At 57.4% G+C, this 24,223-nt stretch carries 26 protein-coding genes; 22 read left to right on the top strand and 4 right to left on the bottom strand.

Annotated elements, in window-relative coordinates; translation table 11 throughout:
- Positions 1 to 48 precede the first annotated feature (48 nt).
- Entirely contained in the window at positions 49 to 636 is a 588-nt protein-coding gene (locus BA177_RS11945) for a LemA family protein (RefSeq protein WP_068619291.1), read from the bottom strand.
- Between BA177_RS11945 and BA177_RS11940 the strand changes: the two genes are divergently transcribed.
- From BA177_RS11940 to BA177_RS11890, 11 genes are all read left to right on the top strand, one after another.
- Positions 630 to 1,667 carry an FAD:protein FMN transferase gene (locus tag BA177_RS11940; protein WP_082990070.1) on the top strand — a complete coding sequence of 346 codons (1,038 nt, stop codon included), beginning with the start codon at positions 630 to 632 and terminating at the stop codon, positions 1,665 to 1,667. The two genes, BA177_RS11945 and BA177_RS11940, sit on opposite strands and share 7 nt — an antisense overlap.
- Positions 1,668 to 1,962: 295 nt before the next feature.
- A complete protein-coding gene (locus tag BA177_RS11935; protein ID WP_068616494.1) occupies positions 1,963 to 2,463 on the top strand; it encodes a TlpA family protein disulfide reductase in 501 nt (166 codons plus the stop codon).
- Positions 2,464 to 2,497: 34 nt separating this feature from the next.
- Positions 2,498 to 3,055, top strand: coding sequence for an AraC family transcriptional regulator (locus BA177_RS11930; protein ID WP_197493009.1), 558 nt, complete (start codon positions 2,498 to 2,500; stop codon positions 3,053 to 3,055).
- Between the two features lie 3 nt (positions 3,056 to 3,058).
- Complete coding sequence (locus tag BA177_RS11925) at positions 3,059 to 4,918, top strand: tetratricopeptide repeat protein (protein WP_068616490.1); 1,860 nt, start codon at positions 3,059 to 3,061, stop codon at positions 4,916 to 4,918.
- Positions 4,915 to 7,731 carry a tetratricopeptide repeat protein gene (locus BA177_RS11920; RefSeq protein WP_068616488.1) on the top strand — a complete coding sequence of 939 codons (2,817 nt, stop codon included), beginning with the start codon at positions 4,915 to 4,917 and terminating at the stop codon, positions 7,729 to 7,731. Before BA177_RS11925 ends, BA177_RS11920 begins: the two co-directional genes overlap by 4 nt.
- Positions 7,732 to 7,816: 85 nt before the next feature.
- On the top strand, positions 7,817 to 8,353 hold the full coding sequence (locus BA177_RS11915) for a tetratricopeptide repeat protein (RefSeq protein ID WP_197493008.1): 537 nt from the start codon (positions 7,817 to 7,819) through the stop codon (positions 8,351 to 8,353).
- 5 nt (positions 8,354 to 8,358) lie between these two features.
- Complete coding sequence (locus BA177_RS18625; RefSeq protein WP_156762799.1) at positions 8,359 to 8,781, top strand: hypothetical protein; 423 nt, start codon at positions 8,359 to 8,361, stop codon at positions 8,779 to 8,781.
- Positions 8,782 to 8,829: 48 nt separating this feature from the next.
- Entirely contained in the window at positions 8,830 to 9,486 is a 657-nt protein-coding gene (locus BA177_RS11905; RefSeq protein ID WP_068616486.1) for a MotA/TolQ/ExbB proton channel family protein, read from the top strand.
- Positions 9,483 to 9,995 (top strand): ExbD/TolR family protein, encoded by a 513-nt coding sequence (locus tag BA177_RS11900; RefSeq protein WP_197493007.1) that lies wholly within the window; start codon positions 9,483 to 9,485, stop codon positions 9,993 to 9,995. The genes BA177_RS11905 and BA177_RS11900 overlap by 4 nt, the downstream gene beginning before the upstream one ends.
- A 2-nt stretch (positions 9,996 to 9,997) precedes the next feature.
- Positions 9,998 to 10,525, top strand: coding sequence for an ExbD/TolR family protein (locus BA177_RS11895; RefSeq protein WP_068616484.1), 528 nt, complete (start codon positions 9,998 to 10,000; stop codon positions 10,523 to 10,525).
- Positions 10,526 to 10,559: 34 nt separating this feature from the next.
- A complete protein-coding gene (locus BA177_RS11890; protein WP_068616482.1) occupies positions 10,560 to 11,534 on the top strand; it encodes an AgmX/PglI C-terminal domain-containing protein in 975 nt (324 codons plus the stop codon).
- A gap of 45 nt (positions 11,535 to 11,579) precedes the next feature.
- Here the strand turns inward: BA177_RS11890 and BA177_RS11885 are convergent, their stop codons facing one another.
- The gene (locus tag BA177_RS11885) at positions 11,580 to 13,124 is read right to left on the bottom strand and encodes a DUF3612 domain-containing protein (RefSeq protein ID WP_068616480.1); all 1,545 of its coding nucleotides are present in this window, start codon (positions 13,122 to 13,124) and stop codon (positions 11,580 to 11,582) included.
- A gap of 153 nt (positions 13,125 to 13,277) precedes the next feature.
- On the opposite strand from BA177_RS11885, the gene aceA reads away from it, so the two are divergent.
- Positions 13,278 to 14,558: an isocitrate lyase gene (aceA, locus tag BA177_RS11880; protein WP_068616478.1), complete on the top strand. Its 1,281-nt coding sequence runs from the start codon at positions 13,278 to 13,280 to the stop codon at positions 14,556 to 14,558.
- 180 nt (positions 14,559 to 14,738) lie between these two features.
- Here the strand turns inward: aceA and BA177_RS11875 are convergent, their stop codons facing one another.
- Positions 14,739 to 14,951 (bottom strand): hypothetical protein, encoded by a 213-nt coding sequence (locus BA177_RS11875; RefSeq protein ID WP_156762798.1) that lies wholly within the window; start codon positions 14,949 to 14,951, stop codon positions 14,739 to 14,741.
- Positions 14,952 to 15,087: 136 nt separating this feature from the next.
- Here BA177_RS11875 and BA177_RS11870 point away from each other — a divergent pair, with 136 nt between their 5' ends.
- The 5 genes from BA177_RS11870 to BA177_RS11850 all read left to right on the top strand — a co-directional run bounded on the left by BA177_RS11870 (position 15,088) and on the right by BA177_RS11850 (position 18,012).
- A complete protein-coding gene (locus BA177_RS11870; RefSeq protein WP_068616475.1) occupies positions 15,088 to 15,363 on the top strand; it encodes a TMEM165/GDT1 family protein in 276 nt (91 codons plus the stop codon).
- 13 nt (positions 15,364 to 15,376) lie between these two features.
- A complete protein-coding gene (locus BA177_RS11865; protein WP_068616473.1) occupies positions 15,377 to 16,420 on the top strand; it encodes a zinc-dependent alcohol dehydrogenase family protein in 1,044 nt (347 codons plus the stop codon).
- A gap of 89 nt (positions 16,421 to 16,509) precedes the next feature.
- Positions 16,510 to 17,016 carry a hypothetical protein gene (locus BA177_RS11860; RefSeq protein ID WP_068616471.1) on the top strand — a complete coding sequence of 169 codons (507 nt, stop codon included), beginning with the start codon at positions 16,510 to 16,512 and terminating at the stop codon, positions 17,014 to 17,016.
- 30 nt (positions 17,017 to 17,046) lie between these two features.
- Entirely contained in the window at positions 17,047 to 17,586 is a 540-nt protein-coding gene (locus BA177_RS11855) for a DNA-deoxyinosine glycosylase (protein WP_082990312.1), read from the top strand.
- 51 nt (positions 17,587 to 17,637) lie between these two features.
- Positions 17,638 to 18,012, top strand: a complete 375-nt coding sequence (locus BA177_RS11850) for a VOC family protein (protein WP_068616469.1) — start codon at positions 17,638 to 17,640, stop codon at positions 18,010 to 18,012.
- 31 nt (positions 18,013 to 18,043) lie between these two features.
- Here BA177_RS11850 and BA177_RS11845 read toward each other — a convergent pair whose 3' ends face one another.
- Complete coding sequence (locus tag BA177_RS11845) at positions 18,044 to 18,382, bottom strand: P-II family nitrogen regulator (RefSeq protein ID WP_068616468.1); 339 nt, start codon at positions 18,380 to 18,382, stop codon at positions 18,044 to 18,046.
- Positions 18,383 to 18,525: 143 nt separating this feature from the next.
- On the opposite strand from BA177_RS11845, the gene BA177_RS11840 reads away from it, so the two are divergent.
- The 5 genes from BA177_RS11840 (at position 18,526) to BA177_RS11820 (ending at position 24,220) form a co-directional block, all read left to right on the top strand.
- Complete coding sequence (locus BA177_RS11840; RefSeq protein WP_068616466.1) at positions 18,526 to 19,557, top strand: fatty acid desaturase; 1,032 nt, start codon at positions 18,526 to 18,528, stop codon at positions 19,555 to 19,557.
- A gap of 36 nt (positions 19,558 to 19,593) precedes the next feature.
- Complete coding sequence (locus BA177_RS11835) at positions 19,594 to 20,400, top strand: helix-turn-helix transcriptional regulator (RefSeq protein ID WP_068616465.1); 807 nt, start codon at positions 19,594 to 19,596, stop codon at positions 20,398 to 20,400.
- Between the two features lie 120 nt (positions 20,401 to 20,520).
- Positions 20,521 to 21,678 (top strand): isovaleryl-CoA dehydrogenase, encoded by a 1,158-nt coding sequence (locus tag BA177_RS11830; RefSeq protein ID WP_068616463.1) that lies wholly within the window; start codon positions 20,521 to 20,523, stop codon positions 21,676 to 21,678.
- Positions 21,679 to 21,698: 20 nt separating this feature from the next.
- Positions 21,699 to 23,309 carry a carboxyl transferase domain-containing protein gene (locus BA177_RS11825; protein ID WP_068616461.1) on the top strand — a complete coding sequence of 537 codons (1,611 nt, stop codon included), beginning with the start codon at positions 21,699 to 21,701 and terminating at the stop codon, positions 23,307 to 23,309.
- Positions 23,310 to 23,386: 77 nt separating this feature from the next.
- The gene (locus tag BA177_RS11820) at positions 23,387 to 24,220 is read left to right on the top strand and encodes an SDR family oxidoreductase (protein ID WP_068619281.1); all 834 of its coding nucleotides are present in this window, start codon (positions 23,387 to 23,389) and stop codon (positions 24,218 to 24,220) included.
- Positions 24,221 to 24,223 lie beyond the last annotated feature (3 nt).

Here is a 24,223-nt window from a genome sequence, read left to right as displayed (position 1 = left end):
GGTGCTATCGCACGGTGATCAGGACACCGGACCAGTGAGGCTCGCAAGTCAGGAGAACGAGACCTCTGGGACGGCGCGCTTTTCTTCGGATTCAATCTCAAGAAAGCTCGCTGTTTCGAAGCGAAACATCCCGGCAATTATGCTGTTCGGGAAATTTTCAACAGCATTGTTGTAGGCAAGAACGCTGTCGTTAAAGGCCTGGCGGGAAAATGCCACCTTGTTTTCAGTGCTGGAAAGTTCTTCCTGGAACTGCATCATGTTTTGATTGGCTTTCAGATCGGGATAAGCTTCGGCCAGCGCGAACAATCGGCCCAGGGCACTGCCGAGCGCGCCTTCGGAGGCACCGAGTTCCTTGATGGCCGCTGCGTTAGACGGGTCGGCCTTGGCGCTCTGCAGGCTCGAAACGGCTGAATTGCGCGCTTTGATAACGCCTTCAAGGGTTTCGCGTTCGTGCTTCATGTAGCCTTTAACCGCTTCCACAAGGTTGGGAATCAGGTCATGGCGACGGGTCAGCTGGACATCAATTTGCGCGAATGCGTTCTTAACCCGGTTACGCGAGTTGACCAGGTTGTTGTAGATGCCTATTGCGTACAAGACTACCGCGACAACTATCGCGAGGAAGATCAGAAATGAAATCACTGTCGGGCTCCCGTGGGCGGAATATCGCCGGAAAGCATAACTCCCGTTACTCCGTAACGCTAGCCGTTGTTTTGCTTGTGTTTTCCAGTGTCCCGACGGTCGCCACCGCCGAATGGCTGGGGGCGACCCGAGCGCAGATGGGTACGGAAGTGCGCGTCTACCTGTGGCATGAGAACAAGGAGCACGCCAGTCTCGCGGCGGAAGCCGTGTTTACGGAGATCGCGCGCATCGAAGCGCTGATGAGCACTTACAAGGAAGACAGCGAGATTTCGGCGGTAAATCGTGACGCGGCAATGAGTGGCGTTCCGGTCGGCGACGAATTGTACGAACTTGTCGTTCGCTCGCTGGATATCTCCGTACTGACCCGCGGGGCGTTTGATATCACGTATGACAGCGTGGGACAGCACTACGATTTTCGGGCTGGCGAGCACCCGGACGAAGACACTTTGCGTGCGTCCCTGCCTAAAATTGACTATCGGCTGGTCAAGCCACGGGCCAGTGACCGCAGCATTCGGTTTCTTGCAGCGGGTGTCCGGATCAACCTTGGCGGAATTGCCAAGGGCTATGCCGTGGAGCGCGGCGTCGCGATCTTGCGGCAACTGGGCATCAGCAACGCGATTGTCACTGCAGGAGGGGATTCCCGTCTGCTCGGTGACCGGCGCGGGCAGCCCTGGGTAGTGGGTATCCAGAACCCGCGTGCCGACGACGAGGTGACTTTGCGCATACCACTGGTGGATGAGGCGGTATCGACCTCCGGCGACTACGAACGTTATTTCATGGAAGACGGTAAGCGCTACCACCACATCATTTCACCCGTCACCGGTGAGCCCGCGAACGGCGTCCAAAGCGCCACGATCGTTGGTCCGGATGCCGTCATGACGGATGCCTTATCGACCTCCGTGTTCGTCATGGGTGTCGACAGCGGTTTGCGCCTTATAGCTACTTTGCCCGATTACGAAGGTATTGTGATCGATGCTGACGGCCGGATGTTCTATTCCGACGGACTGCGCCCGCCCGCCGCCGAGTAACTGCCGCCTGTCGCCATTTGGCGTCGCCCACTGTCGCATTACCGCGACGTGTTCCCCTGTCATATCAGACTGTTACGCTATGCCTGATTGCTGGTGTTAGTACTCGTTCCGGATCTCCCGGTTGAGTCGACAAGGGCATTTGTGACCGTCATCACGGCCTTGCCTGTGCTCTGCCTGTCACTATGCCAAATGACATTACAGGGTCAGGGCTCGCGCTATCCCCACGTTCGCCAATGAGCGCGGTGAATACGCGAAGTCAGCGCCTGTCTGCAAACAGGGAAAAAGGAATCGGCAAATGAACGGACTTAAATCACTGCTGTTGGGCTGTGCGCTCTCGGTTGTTTCAGTGGCCACCCTGGCGTCGTCGTCACTTACTGGCCAGGAAGCGCCAGACTTTGCCTTGAAAAGTGCGAGTGGCAGCAATCTGCGCCTCAGTGAGTACCGGGGCGATGTCGTAATGATCAATTTCTGGGCAACCTGGTGCGGACCGTGCCGCCAGGAAATGCCGTTGCTTGACGATCTTTACACACGCTACGAACGCGTCGGCTTCAAGTTGCTGGGCGTCAATATTGATGATGACTCGCGACGCGCAATGGAAATGGTTGAAGAACTGGGTGTGAAGTTCCCGGTGTTGTTCGATGAGTCGAAAGACGTGAGTCGCCTTTATCAGGTAGAAGCAATGCCCGTCACGGTGCTCGTCGATCGCAATGGCACGGTGCGTCACGTGCATCATGGGTACAAGCCCGGTTACGAGCAGAAGTACCTGACCCAAATTCGCGGCTTGCTACGCGAGTAATCGTGTTCTGTCGCAACTAAGCAGGAGATCGCAGGTGGCAAACTTTTTTCGCGCCGGGGGCATAGTCAGTGTCCTTATTCTGGCGATGGCTACACATACGCTGCCGGCACAGGAAACTCAGGAATCCGCCGCCGTGCAAGACGAGTTTCGCAGTATCGACCAGGACGTTCAGTCACTAAAAGATGAAGTGCTGGCACTCAATCGCGATCTGTTCTTACTGGAAGAGGAGTTGCTGTTTCCCGCCAACTCGCAGGTTGCGTTTTTTCTTTCACTCGACGTCGGCGAATACTTTGCTCTTGATTCAGTCAACTTGAAAATCGATGGCAAGGAAGTAGCAAACTATCTCTACACCGACCGGGAAGCAGATGCTCTTGTTCGAGGTGGCGTGCAGCGCTTGCACCTGGAAAATCTCAAAGTCGGCGAGCATGAACTGGTTGCCGTGTTCACCGGCAAAGGGCCGCAAAACCGAGACTACCGTCGCGGCGCTACCGTTGCGCTGACCAAGGGGCTCGGTGCCAAGTACGTTGAAATTTCCATCACTGACCGGGTAAGCAAGCAACAGCCGGAATTTGAAATCAGGGAATGGGAGTGATCGTTGATCTTTCGACGCGCTTCCAGTTTGTTTGTAGTGCTCCTGTTCGTCGGGCACGTCGCCAATGCTGATCAGGCGTTGCCGCCGACGATAGTCAAGGACCCCTATTACGGCGAAGTGCTGTTCGACTTCTATCAGGAAGACTACTTTCCCGCCATCGTAAAACTGCTCGCGGCGCAGAAAGCCGAGCGTTTGCCCAACCATGACGCCGAGGCCGAACTGCTGTTGGGCGGCCTCTACCTGTCGTATGGCCAGCACCAGCGTGCCGCCGGCATTTTCGAGCGCTTGCTTGCGGCGAGCGCTGATCCATCGGTTCGGGATCGAACTTGGTTCTTCCTCGCAAGAATTTGGCATCAGCGCGGCTACTTCGATGAGGCGCAAAGTGCACTGAACAATGTTAAGGATGAGCTTCCCGGCGCTATGGAAGCTGAACGCCGCATGTTGCTGGCGCAAATATTGATTGAAAAAGGCGAACATCGGCAGGCGATTGAACTGCTGGATCGCTGGCGCGACCGTACAGAATGGGCAAGTTACGCGCAGTTCAATCTGGGCGTCGCCCTGGTTCGCGACGGCCAGGTGGATCAAGCCGCCCGCATCCTGGACGACCTCGGCCAACTCGAACCGTACACAGAAGAACTCAGCGCATTGCGGGACAAAGCGAATCTCGCTTTGGGCTATGCCTATTTGCAATCGGGTGCCGCGAAAGACGCGAAGAAACCGCTGCAGCGGGTTCGTCTCAACGGTCCGTTTTCCAACAAGGCTCTGCTCGGTGTTGGCTGGGCGGATGCGGAACGCGAGGACTTCGGTCGGGCGTTGGTGCCATGGATGGAACTGCGGGGTCGCGATCTGCTTGATCCGGCGGTGCAGGAGTCGATGCTGGCGGTTCCCTATGCCATGGCGAAACTGGATTCGATCAGTCAGGCCTCGGATCATTATTTGAACGCGATCGAAGCGTTTCGCGAAGAAGACGATCGTATCAATGCAACCATAGACGCACTGCAATCGGGTCGCCTGCTCAGCAGTTTTCTTGCTGACAACGCGGATGACACCACAGGCTGGCACTGGAGTATCACCGAGTTGCCGGCTGGCGCGGAGTCCCGCTACCTGTACCACCTACTGGCGAGTGATGAATTTCAGGAAGGGTTGAAGAACTACCGCGATCTGGATTACCTCGCACGAAATCTCGAACGCTGGCAGACCAGTCTGGGTGTGTTCCAGGACATGCTGGATACCCGGAAACTGGCCTATGAACAGCGTTTGCCGTTGATTCAGGAAAGTCTGGCCAGGGCTGACCTGGAAGAAATGGTTGATCGAAAACTGTCGTTCGATGCTCGGCTAGACGGTATAGAACAAAATCACGATGCACTGGCCTTGGCCAGTGACGAGGAATTTGCACTGTGGGGAGAAATCTCGGCTCTCGAGCGGACGCCGGCATTGTCGGCGGACATCCCGGAAGCAGACGATGTCCGGCGCCGGGTGCGGTTGCTGAAAGGTGTTCTGCAGTGGCAGCTGGATAAAGAGTTCAAAGAGCGGCTGTGGCGTGCCCGCCGTGAAGTCCGAGCCAGCGGTGTGGCGCTGGTCGACGCACAACGTTCGCGGCGCCGAGTGGATGAATCGATGCGCAATGAGCCGCAGATGTTCGCCGAGTTCGACGGTCGAATCGCTGCGCTGGACCCGCAGATATTTGACCTTCGCCAGCGCGTAGGCGCGGCCATGGACAAGCAACGGGGTTTTCTGCAGTCCATCGCAATCGGTGAATTGCAAACACAGAAACAACGTCTGCAAACTTACACGGTACAAGCACGTTTTGCGTTGGCCGCCATTTACGACCTGTCGGCAACAGGCGCGGATGTTTCGCCATGAATCGGCTGATGTCGTGCTCAATGATGACCGTGCTGGCCATGTTGCTTGCGTCGCCATTGCCGGCGCTGGCTGACGACGAACCTACGATTCGTAGCCTGGGCAATCGCGCTTATCCGGTACGTCCGGGTCGTCTGATCAACGACAGCAATAACAAAGCCCGTGACAACTACAGGGCGTTCCTCGATCTCGTGTCCGATGACCCCGAGCTTCGAGCGGAAGCCATGCGCCGGCTGGCTGATCTCGAACTTGAATCGGTCGAAGCTGAGCAACTGACCAGCAACATTGACGAGCTGGGTGGGCAGGGCTACGAGAGTGCCGTTTCACTCTTCAAGTCATTGCTTGAGGCCTACCCGGACTATCGTCGCAATGACACAGTGCTGTACCAACTGGCCCGTGCTTACGAAGTGGCGGGAGAAACGGATGCCGCTCTGGATACCCTCAACGAATTGGTTGGGCGCTACCCGGAAACCGCGCGCCGCGATGAGGTCGAATTTCGCCGCGGTGAAATGCTGTTCCTGCGCAAGCGCTATATCGAGGCAGAGGAAGCCTATCTGTTCGTTGTCAATTATGGTGAAGCATCGCGCTTCTACGAACAGTCGTTGTACAAACTGGGCTGGTCGCAGTTCAAGCTGGCAACTCACGAAGAAAGTCTCGGACCGTTCTTTTCGTTGCTGGACCGCAAACTGGGCAACGTCGATATGCTTGCGAGCGGCGAAGCGCTTGGCGATTTGAAGCGCGCTGACCGGGAACTGGTCGAAGATACTTTTCGGGTTCTGAGTATCAGTTTTTCCTACATGGATGGTGCCGAGTCGATCAGTGAATACTTCGCCGGACGCGGTTACCCTGGCTACAGTCACGTCGTATACAGGAACCTCGGCGAGCTCTATCTCGAGAAGGAACGTTACGTTGATGCGGCTGAGACCTACGAGGCATTTGTCGCTCACGATGCGGAGCATCCACAAGCCCCACTGCTGCAGGTAGCGGCTATTGAGGCATACAAGCAAGGTGGCTTCGCTATGCTGGTGCTCGAGGCGAAGCAGAATTTCGTCGAGCGCTATGGCATGGATCAACCTTTCTGGTTGCGCAATGATCCGGCTGATAACGAGGCAGTGGCGGCACATCTGCGGAGCAATCTGACCGATTTGGCCCAATACTCACACGCTGAAGCACAGCGCGACGGCAAGCAGGCGGACTACCAGGCTGCTGCTCGCTGGTACCGTAAATTTCTCGAGTACTTTCCGGATGAGCCGGATAGTGCGAACACCAATTTCCTGCTGGCCGAAATTCTGTTTGAGAGCCAGGACTACGCGGCCGCAACAGACGAATACGAACGGACTGCCTATTTCTACCCGACTCATGAGCATTCAGCCGAAGCCGCATATGCGGCCATACTGGCCTACCGTGAGCATGAGCTGACAATGCCGACGGAGCAGCGTGAAGCCTGGCACCAACGTTACCTTGATAGTGGTTTGCGCTTCGCAGACTCCTATCCGCAGCATCCGGAGTCCGGTGCTGTACTGACAACGATTGCCGAAGACCTGTTCGCGCAACGCCAGTTTGATCTGGCAACGACGGTTGGGCGCGCTGTAGTCAGCAAGCAGCCGCCTGTGGACGATGCGCTGGCACGTACTGCCTGGACCGTAATCGCGCATTCCCAGTTCGACCTGGGTCAGTACGCCGCTGCAGAGTCTTCGTATTACTCGTTGCGGCCCTACACGCCCGTTGATGACCTCGTTGCACAACAGGAAATCAAAGACCGCATTGCCTCATCGATTTACAAACAGGGTGAAGCAGCGCGTGCAGAAGGCGATCTGGAAACAGCGGTTGCGTTGTTCCGCCGCGTTGGTGAAGCAGTGCCGGATTCCGATATTCGCAAGACTGCTGAATACGATGCGGCGGCGGCACTGATAAATCTGCAAGCGTGGGATCGTGCCTCGTCTGTACTTGAGGAATACCGGCGCGATTACCCGGACAGCGAGTTCGCTGACGATGTTACCCAGAAGCTCGCTGTTTCTTATCTTGAATCCGGGCGTGCTACGGCCGCAGCGGCCGAGTTTGAACGCATTGCGGAAGCAGCAAACAGCACCGAAGACGTACGTCGCGAAGCGTGGTGGCAAGCGGCTGATCTATACAAACAAAGCGGCGAATTACTGGATGAAGAACGGGTGCTCGAACTGGTTGTGATTCGCTACCCGTCACCCCTGAGTGAATCTATCGAAGCCCGTTACCGGCTCTTGCAGATCGCCGAACAGAACAACAGTTCGGCATTGCGTACGCAGCGTCTGCGCGAGCTGATAAAGGCTGATGCTGATGCGGGCGCCGAGCGTTCCGACCGGAGTCGTTTGCTGGCGGCACGTGCCACGCTGGAGCTCGCAGAGCCAGCCCGGCAACGGTTCGCGGATGCGCGCATTACCCAGCCACTCGCTGACAGCCTTGAGCGGAAGAAAAACCTGATGGAAGAAGCCGTTCGGGCCTATGGCAATGCGGCGGACTACGGTGTGGCTGAGGTCACCACAGCGGCCACCTACAGGCTGGGCGAGGTTTACCAGCAGTTCGGCCGCGACCTGATGGAGTCGGAACGGCCGGCTGATCTGGACGAACTGGCACTGGAGCAATATGACCTGCTACTGGAAGAGCAGGCCTTTCCTTTCGAAGAACAAGCTATCGAACTTTACGAGACCAACGCCGCACGCAGCGTCGACGGTGTCTACGATGAATGGGTGCAGAAAAGTTTTGCCGCGCTGGCGAAGCTGATGCCGGGCCGGTACGCCAAACTGGAGCGCAGCGAAGATGTTGTTACCGCGTTGTACTGATCGATCGCCAGCCGGGCCGCGAATAATCGCGGTGTTTGCCTGCCTGTGGCTTGCATCCTGTGCCACTGCGCCCGGTGATCCGGCTGTGAGCGCGGACAACGCCCAACCTGTCGCCAGCCAGGTGCCCGCGGCTGCACAAACACTTTACGAACAGGCCGTTGCCGTCATGGCCGCTGGCGACGACATCGATGCGCAGCTGCGGTTCGCCGATTTTCTGCTGCGCTACCCGGATTACCCGGGTGCGCACGTCAATCTCGCGATTCTGCAGGCGCGGGCGGGCGACGATCTCAAGGCTGAAGTAAGTATTCAGGCAGCGCTGGCGCTGGATGCGCACTACGCACCGGCGCTGAATCAACTGGGCATGCTGCGCCGCCGGCAGGGGCGTTTCGACGAGGCCGAGGACGCTTACCTGCGGGCGGTCGAGGCACAGCCTGACTACGCGCTGGCGCACTACAACCTGGGTGTCCTGAACGAGCTGTATTTGCAGCGCCTGGCAGCGGCCCTCATGCACTTTGAGCGCTATCAAAGCCTGAATGGCGGCGATGAGCAGGTCGAAAAGTGGATAGCCGATCTCAAACGGCGACTTGAGTCCAATCAACGTACCGCAAATGTGACGGAGTGACCGGTATGAAATGTGAATTCGTCGGAATATTGCTGCTGACGATTGCGGGTGCCTTGCATGCGCAAGAGGCTGCTGAGGTTCCGGCTGCGAACGAGGCGGTCGCTGAAACGGCAGGTGATGTCACTGAAGCCGCCGAACGGGACGCATTGGAGCCCGGTGTGCCGTCAACCGTGCTCGCGAACGAGGCACGACGAACGGAGACCGGCAGCCGGGTGATGGACGAGATTGATCTTGAGCGGACCGAGATTACCGGCAATCAGGAACTGCCCAAGGTGCTGTACATCGTGCCCTGGCAAAAATCGGATCCGGGTGACTTGATGGGCAAGCCGGTGAATACCTTGCTTGACGAGGTGCTGGCGCCGATAGATCGCGGAGAGTTTGTACGACAGGTTCGTTACTACGACGAACTTCGTGAACGGCAGGAATGAGCAATCGACTTGCCAGTTTGACTGTTTGATTGAAAGAGGAGTCATCAAATGGACAGTTTGGGCGCCATAGTGCGTTTCTTTGAACAGGGCGGGGCATTCATGTACCCGATTCTGGTCGTGTTCGGCCTCGGCCTGGCAATTGCCATCGAGCGCTGGATGTATCTCACCGTTTCCGGCGCGAGCAATCGTGCGTTGTGGAAAAAAATCGTCCCGTTCCTGAAAGCGGGAAATTTCCAGGAAGCAGCTTCCATGACCTCGAAATCGAAAGCGGCCATTGCTTCGATTCTGACCTACGGCCTGTACCGGGTTAAGTCAGCGCGACGCCGGGATGACGTCGAAAAGGCGATGGAAGAAAGTCTGATGGAAGTGTTGCCGCGTTTGGAAAAGCGCACGCACTACCTCGCGACTCTGGCCAACATTGCAACGCTGCTTGGTCTGCTGGGTACGATTATCGGTCTTATCCGGGCGTTTACCGCCGTATCGAATGCCAACCCGGCCGACAAGGCGGATTTGTTGTCAGCGAGTATTTCGGTGGCGATGAACACGACGGCATTCGGCTTGATGGTGGCGATTCCATTGTTGCTGGTTCACGCCTTGTTGCAGACCAAGACCAATCAGATTGTCGACAGCCTCGAAATGGCCAGCGTCAAGTTTCTGAACGCGATCACCGAACGGCAACTTAAGCCGGCCGGAGCAGCCGGGTGAGAGGCAGCCGCCGGGGAGGTCGTCGCCGCGATGCGGAAACGGCCGAACTGAACATCACGGCCTTCATGAACCTGATGGTCATTCTGGTTCCGTTTCTGCTGATCACGGCAGTGTTCTCGCGACTGGCCATTCTGGAACTGAATCTGCCAGGTGCCTCGAACGAGCCCGTCGATGAACAGGAACTGGTATTTCAGCTGGAAATCATTGTTCGTGAGAATGGCATCGAAGTAGGCGATAGAAACGTTGGTGCGCTGGGGCTTTACCCGGTGGGCGCGGACGGCTACGACTTCGACGCGCTGAGTACCAAACTGACAGAACTGAAAGCGAATTATCCGGAAAAAACCGACGCATCGATTTTGCTCGAAGCAGACATTCCCTATGACACCCTGGTTCAGGTCATGGATCGGGTCAGGGTTGCCGAGAGCATTGTTGATGACTCCATCGTGCGTACGGATCTGTTTCCGGATATTTCCATCGGTGATGCACCAATCAGCGCGGGAGGCGACTGAACATGAAAATGTCAGCACGCGCCAAGCGCATGGATCGACGCCACTCGAAGGCCAAAAAGGGCGGTTCGCTCAACCTGGTCTCGCTCATGGACATCTTTACGATTCTGGTCTTCTTCCTGCTGGTTAATTCTTCCGACGTGGAAGTATTGCCGAATGCGAAAGAAATTCAGTTGCCCGAATCGATAGCGGAAGAAAAAGCCAAGGAAACGGTTGTCATTCTGATCGGCGACACGGACATCATCGTGCAGGGCACGCCAGTGGCAAAGGTTGACGATGTGATGCAGCAAAGCGGCAACAGTATTCCTGAGTTGAAAGCGGCCCTGTTGCGGCAGAACGACCGCGTGCTGCGGCGCACGGCCGAAGACGACGTGGCCAATCGTGAAGTGACGATCATGGGAGACAGGGACATTCCCTACCGTTTACTGAAAAAGGTCATGGCAACGTGCACCGATTCGGACTATGGCCGAATCTCGCTTGCGGTACTGCAGAAAAGTTCTGATCAGCTCGGCGAACTCGCCGCTAATCGCTAACGGAACCGGACAGGGATAGGGCAGGAGTTCAGGATTGGATATTCCGTACTACAGAGAGTTTGAGTTGCCATGGAGCAACGACTCCGGACAGGAACGCAAGTTTCGCCGTCTGCTGCTGATCGTCATGTTATCGCTGGCGTTCCTCGGTCTCGTTTGGCCGTTCCTGCCGTCGCCGGAGCCGGACCCGAACGAGATTGAAGAAATTCCACCGCGCATCGCCAAGTTGTTGTTACAGGACAAGCCGCCACCGCCTCCACCACCGCGCGTTGAACCCGAACCTGAGCCTGAGCCGGTACCGCTTAACGAACCCGAGCCGCAGCAAGTGGTCGAGGCAACGCCGGAACCGGAACCTCAGCCGCTTCCGGAACCCGAGCCGGTACCGGCTCCGGTTGATCAGCAACAACTGGCCCGGGAAAGAGCACAAGCGGCGCTGTTGCCGTTCACTCAGGACCTTGCGTCGTTGCGCGACAATGATGCGCTCGAGAAAGTCGCCGATACGCGGCCATTAACGGCATCCGTTGGTGAATCGGTGCGCAATGAGCGATCGATGATTACCTCCAGTGTGGGCACATCGAGCGGTGGTATTAATACCGCAGCCATGAGCCGTAATACTGGCGGTAGCGGACTTGGCGACCGCAATACAACGCAAGTGGCCAGCCCGGTAGCAGGCCTCGGCGCAGCGGCAGGTGAGGCACGGCGCACCGGGTCAAGCGGCAAAGCTTCCCGCAGCCGTGAAGAAATAGAGCTTGTGTTTGATCGCAACAAAGGGGCGATCTTCGCGCTGTACAATCGAGCGCTGCGACAGGATCCGTCGTTGCAAGGCAAGCTGGTACTGCGCCTGACCATTGCACCCAGTGGCGAAGTTACTCTGTGTGAAGTCGTTTCGAGTGAGCTGGGCGACGCCGAGCTGGAGCGCAAGCTGGTACAACGCATCCGTCTATTCCGTTTTGAAGCGCGCGATGTCGAAGCCATCACCACAACCAAACCTATCGACTTTTTCCCTGCTTGATTTAACTACCGCACTTTATGGTGCCTGCCCCGTTTGCAGCGAGGACTAGTCTTTCGCTGCCTGCATGATCTGAGCGCGCATCTCGTCCTGCCCGGTTTTTCGTCGGGTAGTGACTTTGCCGAGACAATGTTTATCGCGCGGACAGTTTCTGCTACGCGGACAAATGATGCTCGCTACGCGGGCTGCGCCATCCGCAATCCAGCCTATGTTCAGAATTTTGCCTATGGCCTCCAGTTGCCGGCGGGCAGTGACCGGGATCGCGCCGACCCCGCCGGATTTGTTGCACGAATGCTCTATCGCGTTGGTCGTTTCGACCGGATCGATACCCTGTGCGATCAGAGCCGGCGCCAGGTCTATGCCGGCACACATGACGTGCGTATTACCGGCAGCATCCCTGGCGCGCACGGATTCGCAACAATAAAGACGCTTGTCGTCACCGCTGCGCAGAACGGAAATCTGCGCCGACGGAGAGCCGTCTGCCGCGTTCAACATCTTGAACACGGCCCAGTGCTGGCACGGGTCGGAGACCATGCGCATATTGCCCCACGGCAGGGGGATGCCGTTGCCACGGTAAACAGCGCGCAGGTTGCCCGGCGGGTAAGCATCGAAGTAATGCCAGTGAGGGTAAGGGGAGACGCTGGTCATGCGTCGCATCGTCAGCCCGGGCGATAGCTCGGCGCGCTTGCCACTGTCAATGGAGTAGCGATGCCGGGCCAGGAATTGCCGAAACGGTGTTTTTGGCGCGAGCAGTGCGGCGGCAAAGTAGCTGCATTCAAAGTCCCGCCAGGCGTACAGAATGTCCTTGGCATCCAGTTGCGGCGACTCGGCCTCCGGGTGACGTGCCTGAGTTCTGTCGCCCGATACCTGCGCAGCTCTTGCGCCGTCACCGTCATGCAACAAGCGATGACCGAGATGGTTCGCAAGGTCGTATTTCAGGCGTTGCGGTACTTTTTCCAGCTTGCGGTTTATCCACAATACGTTCGGCGCTTCGTAGAATGATCGCAGCAGCGTGTTCATGGAGTCGGCCGCGCCGCGTCGATCACGGCTCGCGGCACGATCGAACCAGCGTATGCGCAGACCGGCACGCTTGCTCATCCCGAGCAGGTCATCCAGCGTCAGCGGAAATACCTTGCGGCCTATGCTTTCGGCTGCGCGTTCAAGGTCCGGGAATCGGTTCTGGCGGGTTTCCTGATGTGCGCGAATAAGCAGGTGAGCAAACTGGGTGCCTGTTGTCCCCGTTTGTGACAGCAGTTCGGGAATGGCTATTTGCAATTGCTCGCCGCTGAACAGGAAACCGGGTTCCAGTGGCATGCCATCGATACCGGTCGACTTCGGCGCAACAGCAATTGGTTCGGCCTCCAGCGTCTCGTCAAAAAACCAGTTGATGTCTTTCTGAAAGATTGCAGCGATTGTGGCCATTAACGCTTCCGAAGGGACGCGCTTGCCGTTCTCGATCATGGATAGGTAGGACACCGATGGCGCGTTTTCCGCGTCGAATTGTACGCAACGCACGGACAGGTCCTCCAGCGTTAGGTTGTTGCGTTTGCGTAAAGCGCGAATTTTGGTTCCCAGGAAATGCGCTTTGCGCATCAGGCTTGTTGTCGCCACGCTCAACCACCTTGTGAAATTAACACTGTGAAATTTCTAATGTGAAATTATAACGAAAGCGCTGCCTATTATACGGACAACAGAGGGGAAATCGCCCGATCAGCCGCAATTGGCAGCCAACGCAGGAGCTAAGTCATGCAACGAGAAGAGCAAACACGGGAATTGGAAGAGCTTTGGAGCAACAGCCCGCGCTGGAAAAATGTCCGGCGCGATTACAGTGCTGCTGACGTTGTGAAACTGCGCGGGTCCGTGCACATCGAGCATACGCTGGCGAGGCTGGGCGCTGAAAAGCTATGGCGCCTGATTAATCGCTCAGAGCCGCTATGTGCGCTCGGTGCGATGACCGGTAACCAGGCGATCCAGGAAGTACAGGCAGGTCTGAAAGCGATTTATTGTTCTGGCTGGCAGGTTGCCGGAGACGGCAACAGCGCCGGTGAAATGTACCCGGATCAGAGCCTCTACCCGGCTGATTCGGTGCCCAAGATGGTTGAACGCATTAACAATGCATTGCTGCGGACCGATGAAGTTCAGGCGCTTGATGGCAAGCAGGAGATCGATTGGCTTGCGCCGGTTATCGCGGATGCTGAAGCGGGGTTCGGCGGCAATCTGAACGCGTTTGAGCTGATGAAGCATATGATTCGTGCCGGCGCGTCCGGGGTCCATTTTGAAGATCAGCTGTCCAGCGCAAAAAAATGCGGACACATGGGCGGGAAAGTTCTGGTCCCGACTCAGGAAGCCGTCGGCAAGCTCGCAGCGGCCCGCCTGGCCGCCGATGTCCTCGGCGTACCGACCGTCTTGCTGGCGCGCACCGACGCAGACGCTGCCAACCTGATAACGTCGGATGTCGACCAGCGCGATCACGAATTCATTACCGGCGAGCGCACCGCGGAAGGGTTCTACCGAACCCGCGCCGGGCTGGATCAGGCTATTGCACGGGGCCTGGCATACGCGCCCTACGCGGATTTGCTGTGGTGCGAAACTTCCAAACCTGATCTTGAACAGGCCGCGAAATTCGCGGACGCAATCCACAGCCGCTACCCGGAACAACTGCTGGCCTACAACTGCTCGCCGTCATTCAACTGGCAGGCCAATCTCGATGAGCAGACGATGCGCACGTTCCGCGAGGAACTGGGCAGGATGGGCTACAAGTTCCAGTTCATTACGCTGGCCGGCTGGCATGCGCTGAACTCGAGCATGTTCCGGCTCAGTCGCGCCTACAAGGCCGATGGCATGTTCGCTTATTCGCAACTGCAACAGCGTGAGTTTGCCGACGAGGCGCACGGTTTCCGCGCCGCGAAGCACCAGTCATTTGTCGGTGCGGGCTATTTCGATGCTGTGCAGAACACGATCATGGCGGGTCAGTCATCGACCACCGCGCTCAGCGGTTCAACTGAAGAGGAGCAATTCGCCGCCTGATAATTCCGCAACCGTCTTGTCGGCTACTTTGCCTTAGTCAGGCCGGCAGGGTGAGGCTCGATAAACAGCCACGGTGGGTTCTGCCTGCCGTGGCTGCTGTGTTTGTTGACCCCGCGTGCGTGCCCTGTACGAGCGCGCAATGAGTGCCAAACCGGCATGGCCCAAGTCGGCGAGCGTTATCTAGCGACAATGCTTCGCGCGCTCTTGCTGCAGTTCCCGCAGCCTGTCGGCCAGCCGCACACCTTTCTTCGCAGAGTAGCCTGCCCGCATTTCAGAATGTATGTGTTTGATTTTTTTCTCAATTTTGAGGCATCGTGCGTCGCTGTAACGGTCCCTGGCATGCCCTGCACTGGTCGCCAGAATGACGAAAACGATTAGCCAAAGCGGGTGCATCGTACTCTCCGGTTGCCACTGACCTGTGTCAGGCATGACAATCGCGCATTGCGTTGCGGCTGGCCAGTCGAGTTTTTGGACCAAACCCCCGCATATGCGACGTACAGGCATGCTTAGGTAAGGAGTCACCCAGGAAATGGATTTGAAAATGCTCGGGGTCGTGTTCATGACCGTGTTTCTCGCGGAGCTGGGCGACAAAACGCAGCTCGCCACCATGCTGTTCGCGAGTCGCGACAGCGTCAGTGTGTTGACCGTCTTTGCGGGCGCATCGTTCGCATTGATCGCCGCGACGGCCATGGCTGTGTTCGTGGGTAGCAACCTCGCTCATCTGGTGGATACGCGTTACCTGACCTATATAGCGGGCGTCGGTTTCATCGCGGTGGGCGTGTGGACCTTGTGGTCTGCTACGTGATCCGTAACGGCCAATGAAAGCTGCGGTCTACGATGTATTCCACGCGCCGCTGGTTGTTGGCGACTATGCGGAGCCGGCGCCGAAAGACCACGGGGTGGTGTTGCAGGTCAAGGCCAGCGGCATCTGCCGCAGCGACTGGCACGGTTGGCAAGGCCACGATCCGGACATCCGACTGCCGCATGTGCCGGGTCACGAAATGGCCGGCGTCATTGTCGCCGTTGGCAAACAGGTCAAGCGGTTTGCCGTCGGCCAGCGGGTGACGTTGCCGTTCGTCTGTGGCTGCGGCAGCTGCGAGCCCTGCCAGCGGGGGCAGCAACAAATTTGTGACCGGCAGTCGCAACCCGGCTTTACGCATTGGGGCTCGTATGCGGAATACGTCGCAATCGATTTCGCGGATACCAATCTGGTCGCACTTGATGACAGTTTGGATTTTGTGACGGCGGCCAGCCTCGGTTGCCGGTTTGCCACAGCGTACCGTGGGATAGTCGCGCAAGGCCGGGTTGCGGCAGGCGACGTGGTTGCGGTCCACGGTTGCGGCGGTGTTGGCCTGTCGGCGATCATGATAGCGGTAGCGTTGGGCGCAGAAGTCATAGCAATCGACATCGATCCGACGCGATTGCAGCTCGCGGCATGCCTTGGCGCCGCAGCCGAGGTCAATGCCGCGGAAGTGGATGACGTACCGGCGGCGGTGATGGCACTGAGTGGCGCTGGAGCCAGAGTTTCCATGGATGCGCTGGGCAGCGTTGAGACCTGCCGAAACTCGATATTGTCGCTGCGTAAACAGGGCCGGCACGTGCAAGTGGGTTTGATGCTGGGCGACTACCGTGCGCCACCATTACCAATGGACAAAGTTGTTGCGAATGAACTGGAAATTGTTGGCAGTCATGGAATGCAGGCGCACGCTTACGGTCCAATGCTCGACATGATTCGCGACGGACGTCTTGAACCAGCAAGGCTGGTGGCCAACCGGGTATCCCTAGAGGAAGCGGCGGCCGGGTTTGCGGATGAAAGGTACTTGCGCGGTCGCGGCGTCACCGTGATTGATCGTTTTGCCTGACGAACAGGGATTTTCGGGGAGCAGCTAATGGACATTACTCTCGGGCGTATTGAGGCGCCCGGCCGTGTCGAGGGTCGGAGCGTGCGGTCATGAACAAGTTGCCGATGTCGACCACCGCGATCTCGGTACTGGCAGCCGTGATACTTTGGTACCTCGCAACCGTTCTGGAAGATGACGGCCGCTGGCTTGAACCTGCGCCGAAAACGGAAGCGACGACCAGTTTCGGCCGTCAGATCGACGAAAGCCCGTTGTACGGTGGTGCCGCGGCGCTGCGTTGCCAGGAAGCCGAGCGCCAGATGCAGACCCTGGTCGATGAATCGAGGATGTGCGAAAGCGATAGCGACTGCACAATTTTCGACTACGGCTACCCGATCCAGTGTCTGACCTCGGTTGCGAATTCATCGATAACGGCGTTGCGCGTTAAATACCGGGATTACGAATCCAAGTGTGAATTCCGGGTTTATTACGACTGCCCGGCAGAGCCGCTCGAACGGCATCCGGTGTGCCGCAACAACCGCTGCGAAGTTGAGCTGCGCACACTTGATTATCTTCGCGATGAGACTTTGCAGCACCTCGGCATCGAAGACGTCAAGTGATTGAGGTCCGGCCGGCACAGGAGTCGAGTGGTGCAGCGGCAAAGCAATGATGGCGATCCAACCGCAGTCTCGGTCGGCTTTTCTGCCATTTCGGCAACTGATGCGCGGCTGCTGATACTGGGCAGTTTGCCGGGCAGGCCGTCACTCGCCGCCGGCGAATACTATGCGAATCCGCGCAATGTGTTCTGGCGGATTATGCAGGAGTTGTTGCAGATGCCGGTCGACCTCCCGTACGCGCAACGCACGGACTTTCTGCTGGGAAAGCGCATTGCATTGTGGGATGTACTGCAGTCGTCACGTCGCGCAGGCAGTCTCGATGCGGCGATTGAACAGGACAGCGCCCGGGTCAATGATTTCAATGCATTCCTGCGCTCGCACACGCAGCTGCGACTGGTGGCCCTGAACGGCAAGGCAGCGGGCAAACTGTTTCGGAGCAAAGTGTTGCCCGGGCTGCGGGTGGTCTGCCCGGAAACTGTTGTATTGCCGTCGACGAGTCCGGCGTATGCTGCTATGCCGTATCCTGAGAAGCGACACTATTGGTTGCAGGTTCTGGATGCGTTGGCAGATTAGCGCTTCCAGCGGGTCGGGCGGGCAGGCACAAGCAACAATGAGGATGTCCAAATGATTGCTTACATAACACTGGGAACTAACGATATCGTTCGGGCTACCGAATTCTACGATGGGCTGCTGGCCCCGCTGGGCGCCAAGCGAGTACTGGAAACGGGCTCGTTCATTGCCTGGGGAAACAACCCGAATTTGCCGACCTTGTGTGTGACGACACCCTATGACGGCAACCCGGCAACCGTTGGCAATGGCGTGATGGTGGCGCTGCATGCCCGCTCCAAAGAGCTGGTTGATTCGTGCTACGCGAATGCGCTGCGCCTCGGCGCAACCGATGAAGGCGCGCCGGGCGTGCGGCTAGGCGCTTACTACATCGCCTACATCCGCGACCTTGATGGTAACAAGCTGAACTTTTTCCACATCAGCGATCAGTGAAACGCACGGTGTTCCTCCGGCAAGGTGTGACTTACAGCGCACTGTCGCCGGTTTCACCGGTACGGATTCTCCAGACTTCGTCCAGTGTTGTGACGAATATCTTGCCGTCGCCGACTTTGCCGGTCTTGGCACTGTTGATGATGGCTTCGATCACTGCTTCCACCCGTTCGTCAGCGACGGCCACTTCGATCTTGGCTTTTGGCAGGAAGTCCACAACGTACTCAGCGCCGCGGTAGAGCTCTGTGTGGCCCCGTTGCCGGCCAAAGCCCTTGACCTCGCTGACCGTCATTCCTTGCACTCCGGCCTCGCCCAGGGCGTTGCGGACGTCGTCGAGGCGAAAAGGTTTCACGATTGCAGTCACGAGCTTCATGCGATAGTTCCTTGGTTTTAGGTGGACGGCCTATTCTATACGAAGCCGGGCGCTGCTGTGTTGGCCTTCAGGACTGGCTCGCTTGCCTGCCTTGAGCGGCCCGGTTATCGTTGCTGCCTTCTCAGGACAGGACCTGCAGGCCAGTGAGCGCACGAAACTACGCCAATACACTGCGTGAACCGGAAGGACTCAGGTACAACGGTCTGGCGCTGCTCTATGCGGGGCTGGGCTGGGCGCTGGGGCTGATGGGCATTCTGCAGGACTCGCTCGCAATCAATGCACTGGCCACACTGCTGCTGGCGCACGCAATGATCATTGCCGCCTACCTGGTTCATGAGTGCGCGCATAACCTGGTATTTCGCAGTATTCGTCACAATGCAGCGCTCGGCAGGGCGCTGACCTGGCTGTGCGGTGCAGCGTACGGTACTTACGAGGACATTCGCTACAAGCACTTTCGTCACCACGTGGACAACGACGATGTGGTCTGGTTCGACTACGAATGGTTTTTTCGTGAACATCCACTGACATTGCGAGTGACGCGCATTCTCGAGTGGTTCTACGTACCTGCCCATGATCTGATCATGCACGGCATCATGATCTTCACGTCGTTTCTGATTCCGGAGCGACGTGCGCAACGAAAATACAATGTAACCGTCATTGTGATCAGAGCAGGGCTGTTTTTGGCGTTGTTAATCGCCGCGCCGAAAGCTGCTTTCCTGTATGTCCTTGCGTACCTGATCATGATGACCGTATTGCGATTCATGGACAGCTTGCAGCATGACTATCCCTACAGTCTTACCTTGTTCACCAAGGGCCGGCCGCCACGCAAGGGTGACGTCGAATGGGAGCAGGAGCATACCTACAGCAATCCCCACTCCCTGCGGTTTCAACGTCTCAATTGGTTAACGTTGAACTTTGGTTTTCATAACGCGCACCATGCCGATATGAATCTGCCGTGGTACCGCTTGCCGGCCAAGCACCGGGAAATGTACGGGGATCCTGCCGACGCCGTTATTCCGCTTTCTGCCCAGCTTCGTGTTTTCCATCGTCAGCGCGTCCGGCGAATCATGGATAATCACGAGGAAGATGCGCCCAGCGGCCGCGAGTGGCTGCGAGCGGCGCAGCGTGCCGAAGTATACGGTGGCAATGCCGCCTCATTCCTCACCTCTTTCTAGGCACGCCATGTTTAGCAGCAATACGAGCTTGGTGCGGTGAGCCGTAGTCTTTTCGAATCGAACGGCTGGCACGCAGCAATCGGTCAATTGATCGCGGCAGATACCGACGTGTCCATGGCGGCATCATTGATCGATGCAGTCAGTGTGATTGTCAATCACGAAGGCACTTGTCTGCTGGCTTTCCACAACGACGCACGGCCGGAAGTTCTGCATCATTCCTTGGAACCGGCGGGCGAAAAACACTACCTGAAACGCTACCTGGACGGTCCGTACCTGCTTGATCCTCTGTACCAGCTGGCAATACGCGCGACCAAACCCGAATTGTGCCGCTTCCGTGACGAGTTGCCGGACCGCTTCCGCGCGAGTGAATATTACCGGCAGTATTGCGAACGGACGCACTTGCTGGATGAGATGGACTTCTTGCTCGAGATCAGCCCGCGCACCACGCTGGTTCTGGTCATTGGGCGGCGTGACCGAATGTTCACTCAGGCTGAGTTAAGACGCCTGAAACTGATTGCACCAACAGTGCAGGCGGCCATGAAACGCATTTGGGCATTGCGGTCGACTACCGATGTGCAGGACGACGACAGTCAATTTCATCGCCGCCTTACCCGTTGTTTCGACCAGTTTGGTACGGGCGTCCTGACGGATCGTGAACGTCAGATCAGTCAGTTTCTGTTACGTGGTCACTCGTCCAAATCGATTGCCCGCGAGCTGGATATCGCACCGGGAACTGTGATGGTTCACAAGCGCAATCTTTTCGCCAAGCTGGGTATCAGTTCCCAGTACGAATTGTTCGCGCAACTCATCGATAAACTCAGCGCCGGAGACGGCAAAGGCTGAGACCGTTGTCACATAACAGCAACGCTACCTCCTAAATGGTATTCAGATAAGGGCGTCGCCACCGCACCATCGTCCGTCTTGCTGCAACTGCGGCCAGCAATCGACCAACAGGTGTGTGGAATGTTTGATTTTGATTTTGGCCTTGGCGAGGACATTGATCTGCTTCGCGATACGGTGCGGGGTTTTGCGACCGACCATATTGCTCCCCGAGCTGAAGCGATCGACGCGGAGAATCAATTTCCACGCGATCTTTGGCCGCAACTGGGTGAGTTGGGCTTGCTCGGTATTACGGTTGAAGAGGAGTACGGCGGTAGTGGGCTAGGCTATCTCGCTCATGTCGTCGCGATGGAAGAGATCAGCCGGGCGTCGGCATCCGTTGGCTTGTCGTACGGTGCACACTCCAATCTGTGCGTGAACCAACTCCGTCGATGGGGCACCGAAGAACAGAAACAGGAATTCTTGCCGAAGTTGATAAGCGGTGAGTTTGTCGGCGCGCTTGCAATGAGCGAGGCCGGTGCGGGTTCCGACGTCATGGGTATGCGTACTCGGGCTGTTCGTGAAGACGATACATTCGTGCTGAACGGCAACAAGATGTGGATTACCAATGCCCCGGAAGCGGATGTCACTATTATCTACGCACGCAGCGACGACGGCGAAGGGTCAGCCAAGCTGAGCGCCTTCCTGGTTGAGAAAGGTACGCCAGGATTTTCCAGCGCACAAAAGCTCGACAAACTGGGCATGCGCGGTAGTGATACCTCCGAGGTCGTATTGCAGGACTGCAAGGTTCCCGTCTCAAGAATGCTCGGCGAGACAGGTCGCGGTGCCGCGATTCTGATGTCCGGACTGGACTACGAGCGACTGGTCCTGGCGGCCGGGCCTCTTGGTATCATGCGGGCGTGTTTTGACCTCGTCATGCCCTACATTCACGATCGCAAACAGTTTGGCGAGCCAGTTGGCACGTTTCAGTTGATGCAGGGGAAGATCGCCGACATGTACACCGCCATGAACGCTAGCAGGGCGTATGTTTACGCCGTGGCAAAAGCTTGCGATCGGGGACAAACGACGCGTTTTGACGCTGCTGCCTGTATTCTGATCGCAGCGGAGAAAGCAACCTGGATGGCCGGTGAGACCATTCAGGCGCTGGGCGGGAACGGCTACATCAACGAGTATCCTGCGGGGCGCTTGTGGCGTGACGCGAAACTGTACGAGATTGGTGCCGGCACCAGCGAAATTCGCCGGATGCTGATCGGTCGTGAACTGTACGATGCCTTTTCCTGATGAGTGATTGACAGACTGCAATGCCAAAAATTATCAGCAAGATCAAACCTGATTCAGATGCGTTCAAACAGAACGATGATGCCAATCGTGAGCTGGCGCAAACGTTGCGCGATGATCTCGCGAGTATTGCTGAAGGTGGCAGTGAACGTGCTCGCCAGAAGCACCTTGACAGAGGCAAACTGCTGCCGCGGGATCGCATTCGGACCCTCATTGACCGGGGGTCGCTGTTCCTGGAAGTTGCGCAACTCGCGGCCTACGGCATGTACGACAATGAAGTACCGTCCGCCGGGATCATTGCGGGTATCGGCCAGGTTAATGACATCGAGTGCATGATCGTTGCCAACGATGCGACCGTGAAGGGCGGAACCTATTATCCGTTGACAGTGCGCAAACACTTGCGTGCGCAGGAAATCGCGGAGCAGAACGGTTTGCCTTGTGTGTACCTGGTGGATTCAGGCGGCGCATTTTTGCCGAAACAGGATGAGGTTTTTCCGGATCGCGACCACTTCGGCCGTATTTTCTACAATCAGGCACGCATGTCTGCGATGGGCATACCGCAGATCGCTGCCGTGTTGGGGTCATGTACGGCTGGCGGTGCCTATGTGCCGGCAATGTGTGACGAAGCTGTCATCGTCAGGAATCAGGGCACGATATTTCTGGGTGGACCGCCGCTGGTAAAAGCGGCGACCGGGGAAGTGGTCGATGCCGAAACTCTTGGCGGCGGCGATGTTCATTCCCGAATCTCGGGGGTCACAGACTACCTTGCCAAAGACGATGGCAATGCGCTCGAGATAGTTCGGGAAATTATCGGCAATCTCAATTGGCAGAAAAACACTGCGGTTCGGATGCAGGAAGCGCGTGAGCCGGAGTACCCGTCTGACGAATTGTACGGCGTTGTATCGCGTGACTTCCGTTACCCCTATGACGTGCGCGAAGTCATTGCTCGCGTGGTGGACGGATCCGAATTTCAGGAATTCAAGGCCTTGTATGGACCGACACTGGTCTGCGGCTTCGCCCACTTGTACGGCTATCCGGTTGGTATCGTTGCGAACAACGGTATCTTGTTCTCGGAGTCGGCGCAGAAGGGCGCGCATTTCATCCAGTTGTGCAATCGGCGCGGGATTCCATTGATATTCTTGCAGAACATCACCGGGTTCATGGTCGGGCGCAAAGCGGAGCATGGCGGAATTGCGAAAGATGGCGCGAAGATGGTCAATGCTGTTGCGACGGCGTCAGTACCAAAACTGACGGTCATCATCGGCGGGTCGTTTGGCGCTGGCAACTACGCCATGTGCGGCCGGGCTTACGGACCACGAATGATGTGGATGTGGCCTAACGCCAGGATTTCGGTCATGGGCGGTGAGCAGGCGTCGGTGGTGCTGTCGACAGTGCGGCGTGACGGTCTGGCGGCACGCAATGAGGAGTGGCCGGAGGAAGCGCAACAGGAATTCGAGCAACAAATTCGCGAGCAATACGAAACCCAGGGGCACCCTTATTATGCCAGTGCCCGCTTGTGGGATGACGGTGTGATTGACCCTGTTGATACGCGCGGCGTTCTCGGGCAGGCGATCGCTGCGGCGATGAATCGGCCACGGGATCACGAATTGCCGTACGGAATATTCCGTATGTAGATGTGCCGGTCTCAGCGGTCACTGGCAAGAGCGCTGATCAGGTATCATGCCTGTTCCACGGTGGCGGTGCAGGTACGATGACAAACCTCGGCGGCAAGACACTCTTCATAAGTGGTGCGAGCCGAGGAATTGGTCTTGCCATCGCCTTGCGTGCGGCACGCGATGGCGCGAACATCGTTGTCGCGGCGAAAACAGCGAAACCTCATCCGCATTTGCCCGGTACGATTTACACCGCCTGCGACGAAATCGTTGCCGCTGGTGGCAACGCGTTGCCCGTGGTCTGCGATATTCGCGATGAGCAGCAGGTTCTGGCCGCTGTCGATGCCGGTGTGGCTCAATTCGGTGGCATAGACATTTGCGTCAACAATGCGAGCGCCATCGCATTGACGGGGACGGAGCAAACTTCCATGCGGCGATTTGATCTGTTGCATCAGGTCAATACGCGCGGCACGTACCTTGTTTCAAGGACCTGTTTACCGCACCTGCTAAAAGCGACCAACCCGCACATACTCAATTTGTCACCGCCATTAAATATGGTCGAGAAGTGGTTTGCTCCTCACGTGGCCTACTCGATTGCCAAGTTCGGGATGAGCATGTGCGTACTGGGCATGGCCGGCGAGTTTCGTTCGCAAGGTATTGCTGTCAACGCACTGTGGCCAAGAACGGCGATAGCGACCGCGGCGGTGCAATACATGGCCGGCGGCGATGCAGTCATGCGCCGTTCGCGGCTGCCCGCGATCATGGGCGATGCGGCGTACCATGTTCTGACCCGACCCAGCCGCGAATGCACGGGTAACTTTTTTGTCGACGATGAAGTGCTGGAAAGTGCGGGCGTTGGCGATCTCAGTGGCTATGCCGTTGACCCTGATGCGGAGTTGTTCCCTGATTTCTTTGTGGAACCGCGGACTTGAGCG

Source organism: Woeseia oceani, assembly GCF_001677435.1.
Taxonomy (GTDB): domain Bacteria; phylum Pseudomonadota; class Gammaproteobacteria; order Steroidobacterales; family Woeseiaceae; genus Woeseia; species Woeseia oceani.
The sequence above is the reverse complement of the archived record's forward strand: the minus strand, read 5'-3'. Positions and strand labels throughout refer to the sequence as shown.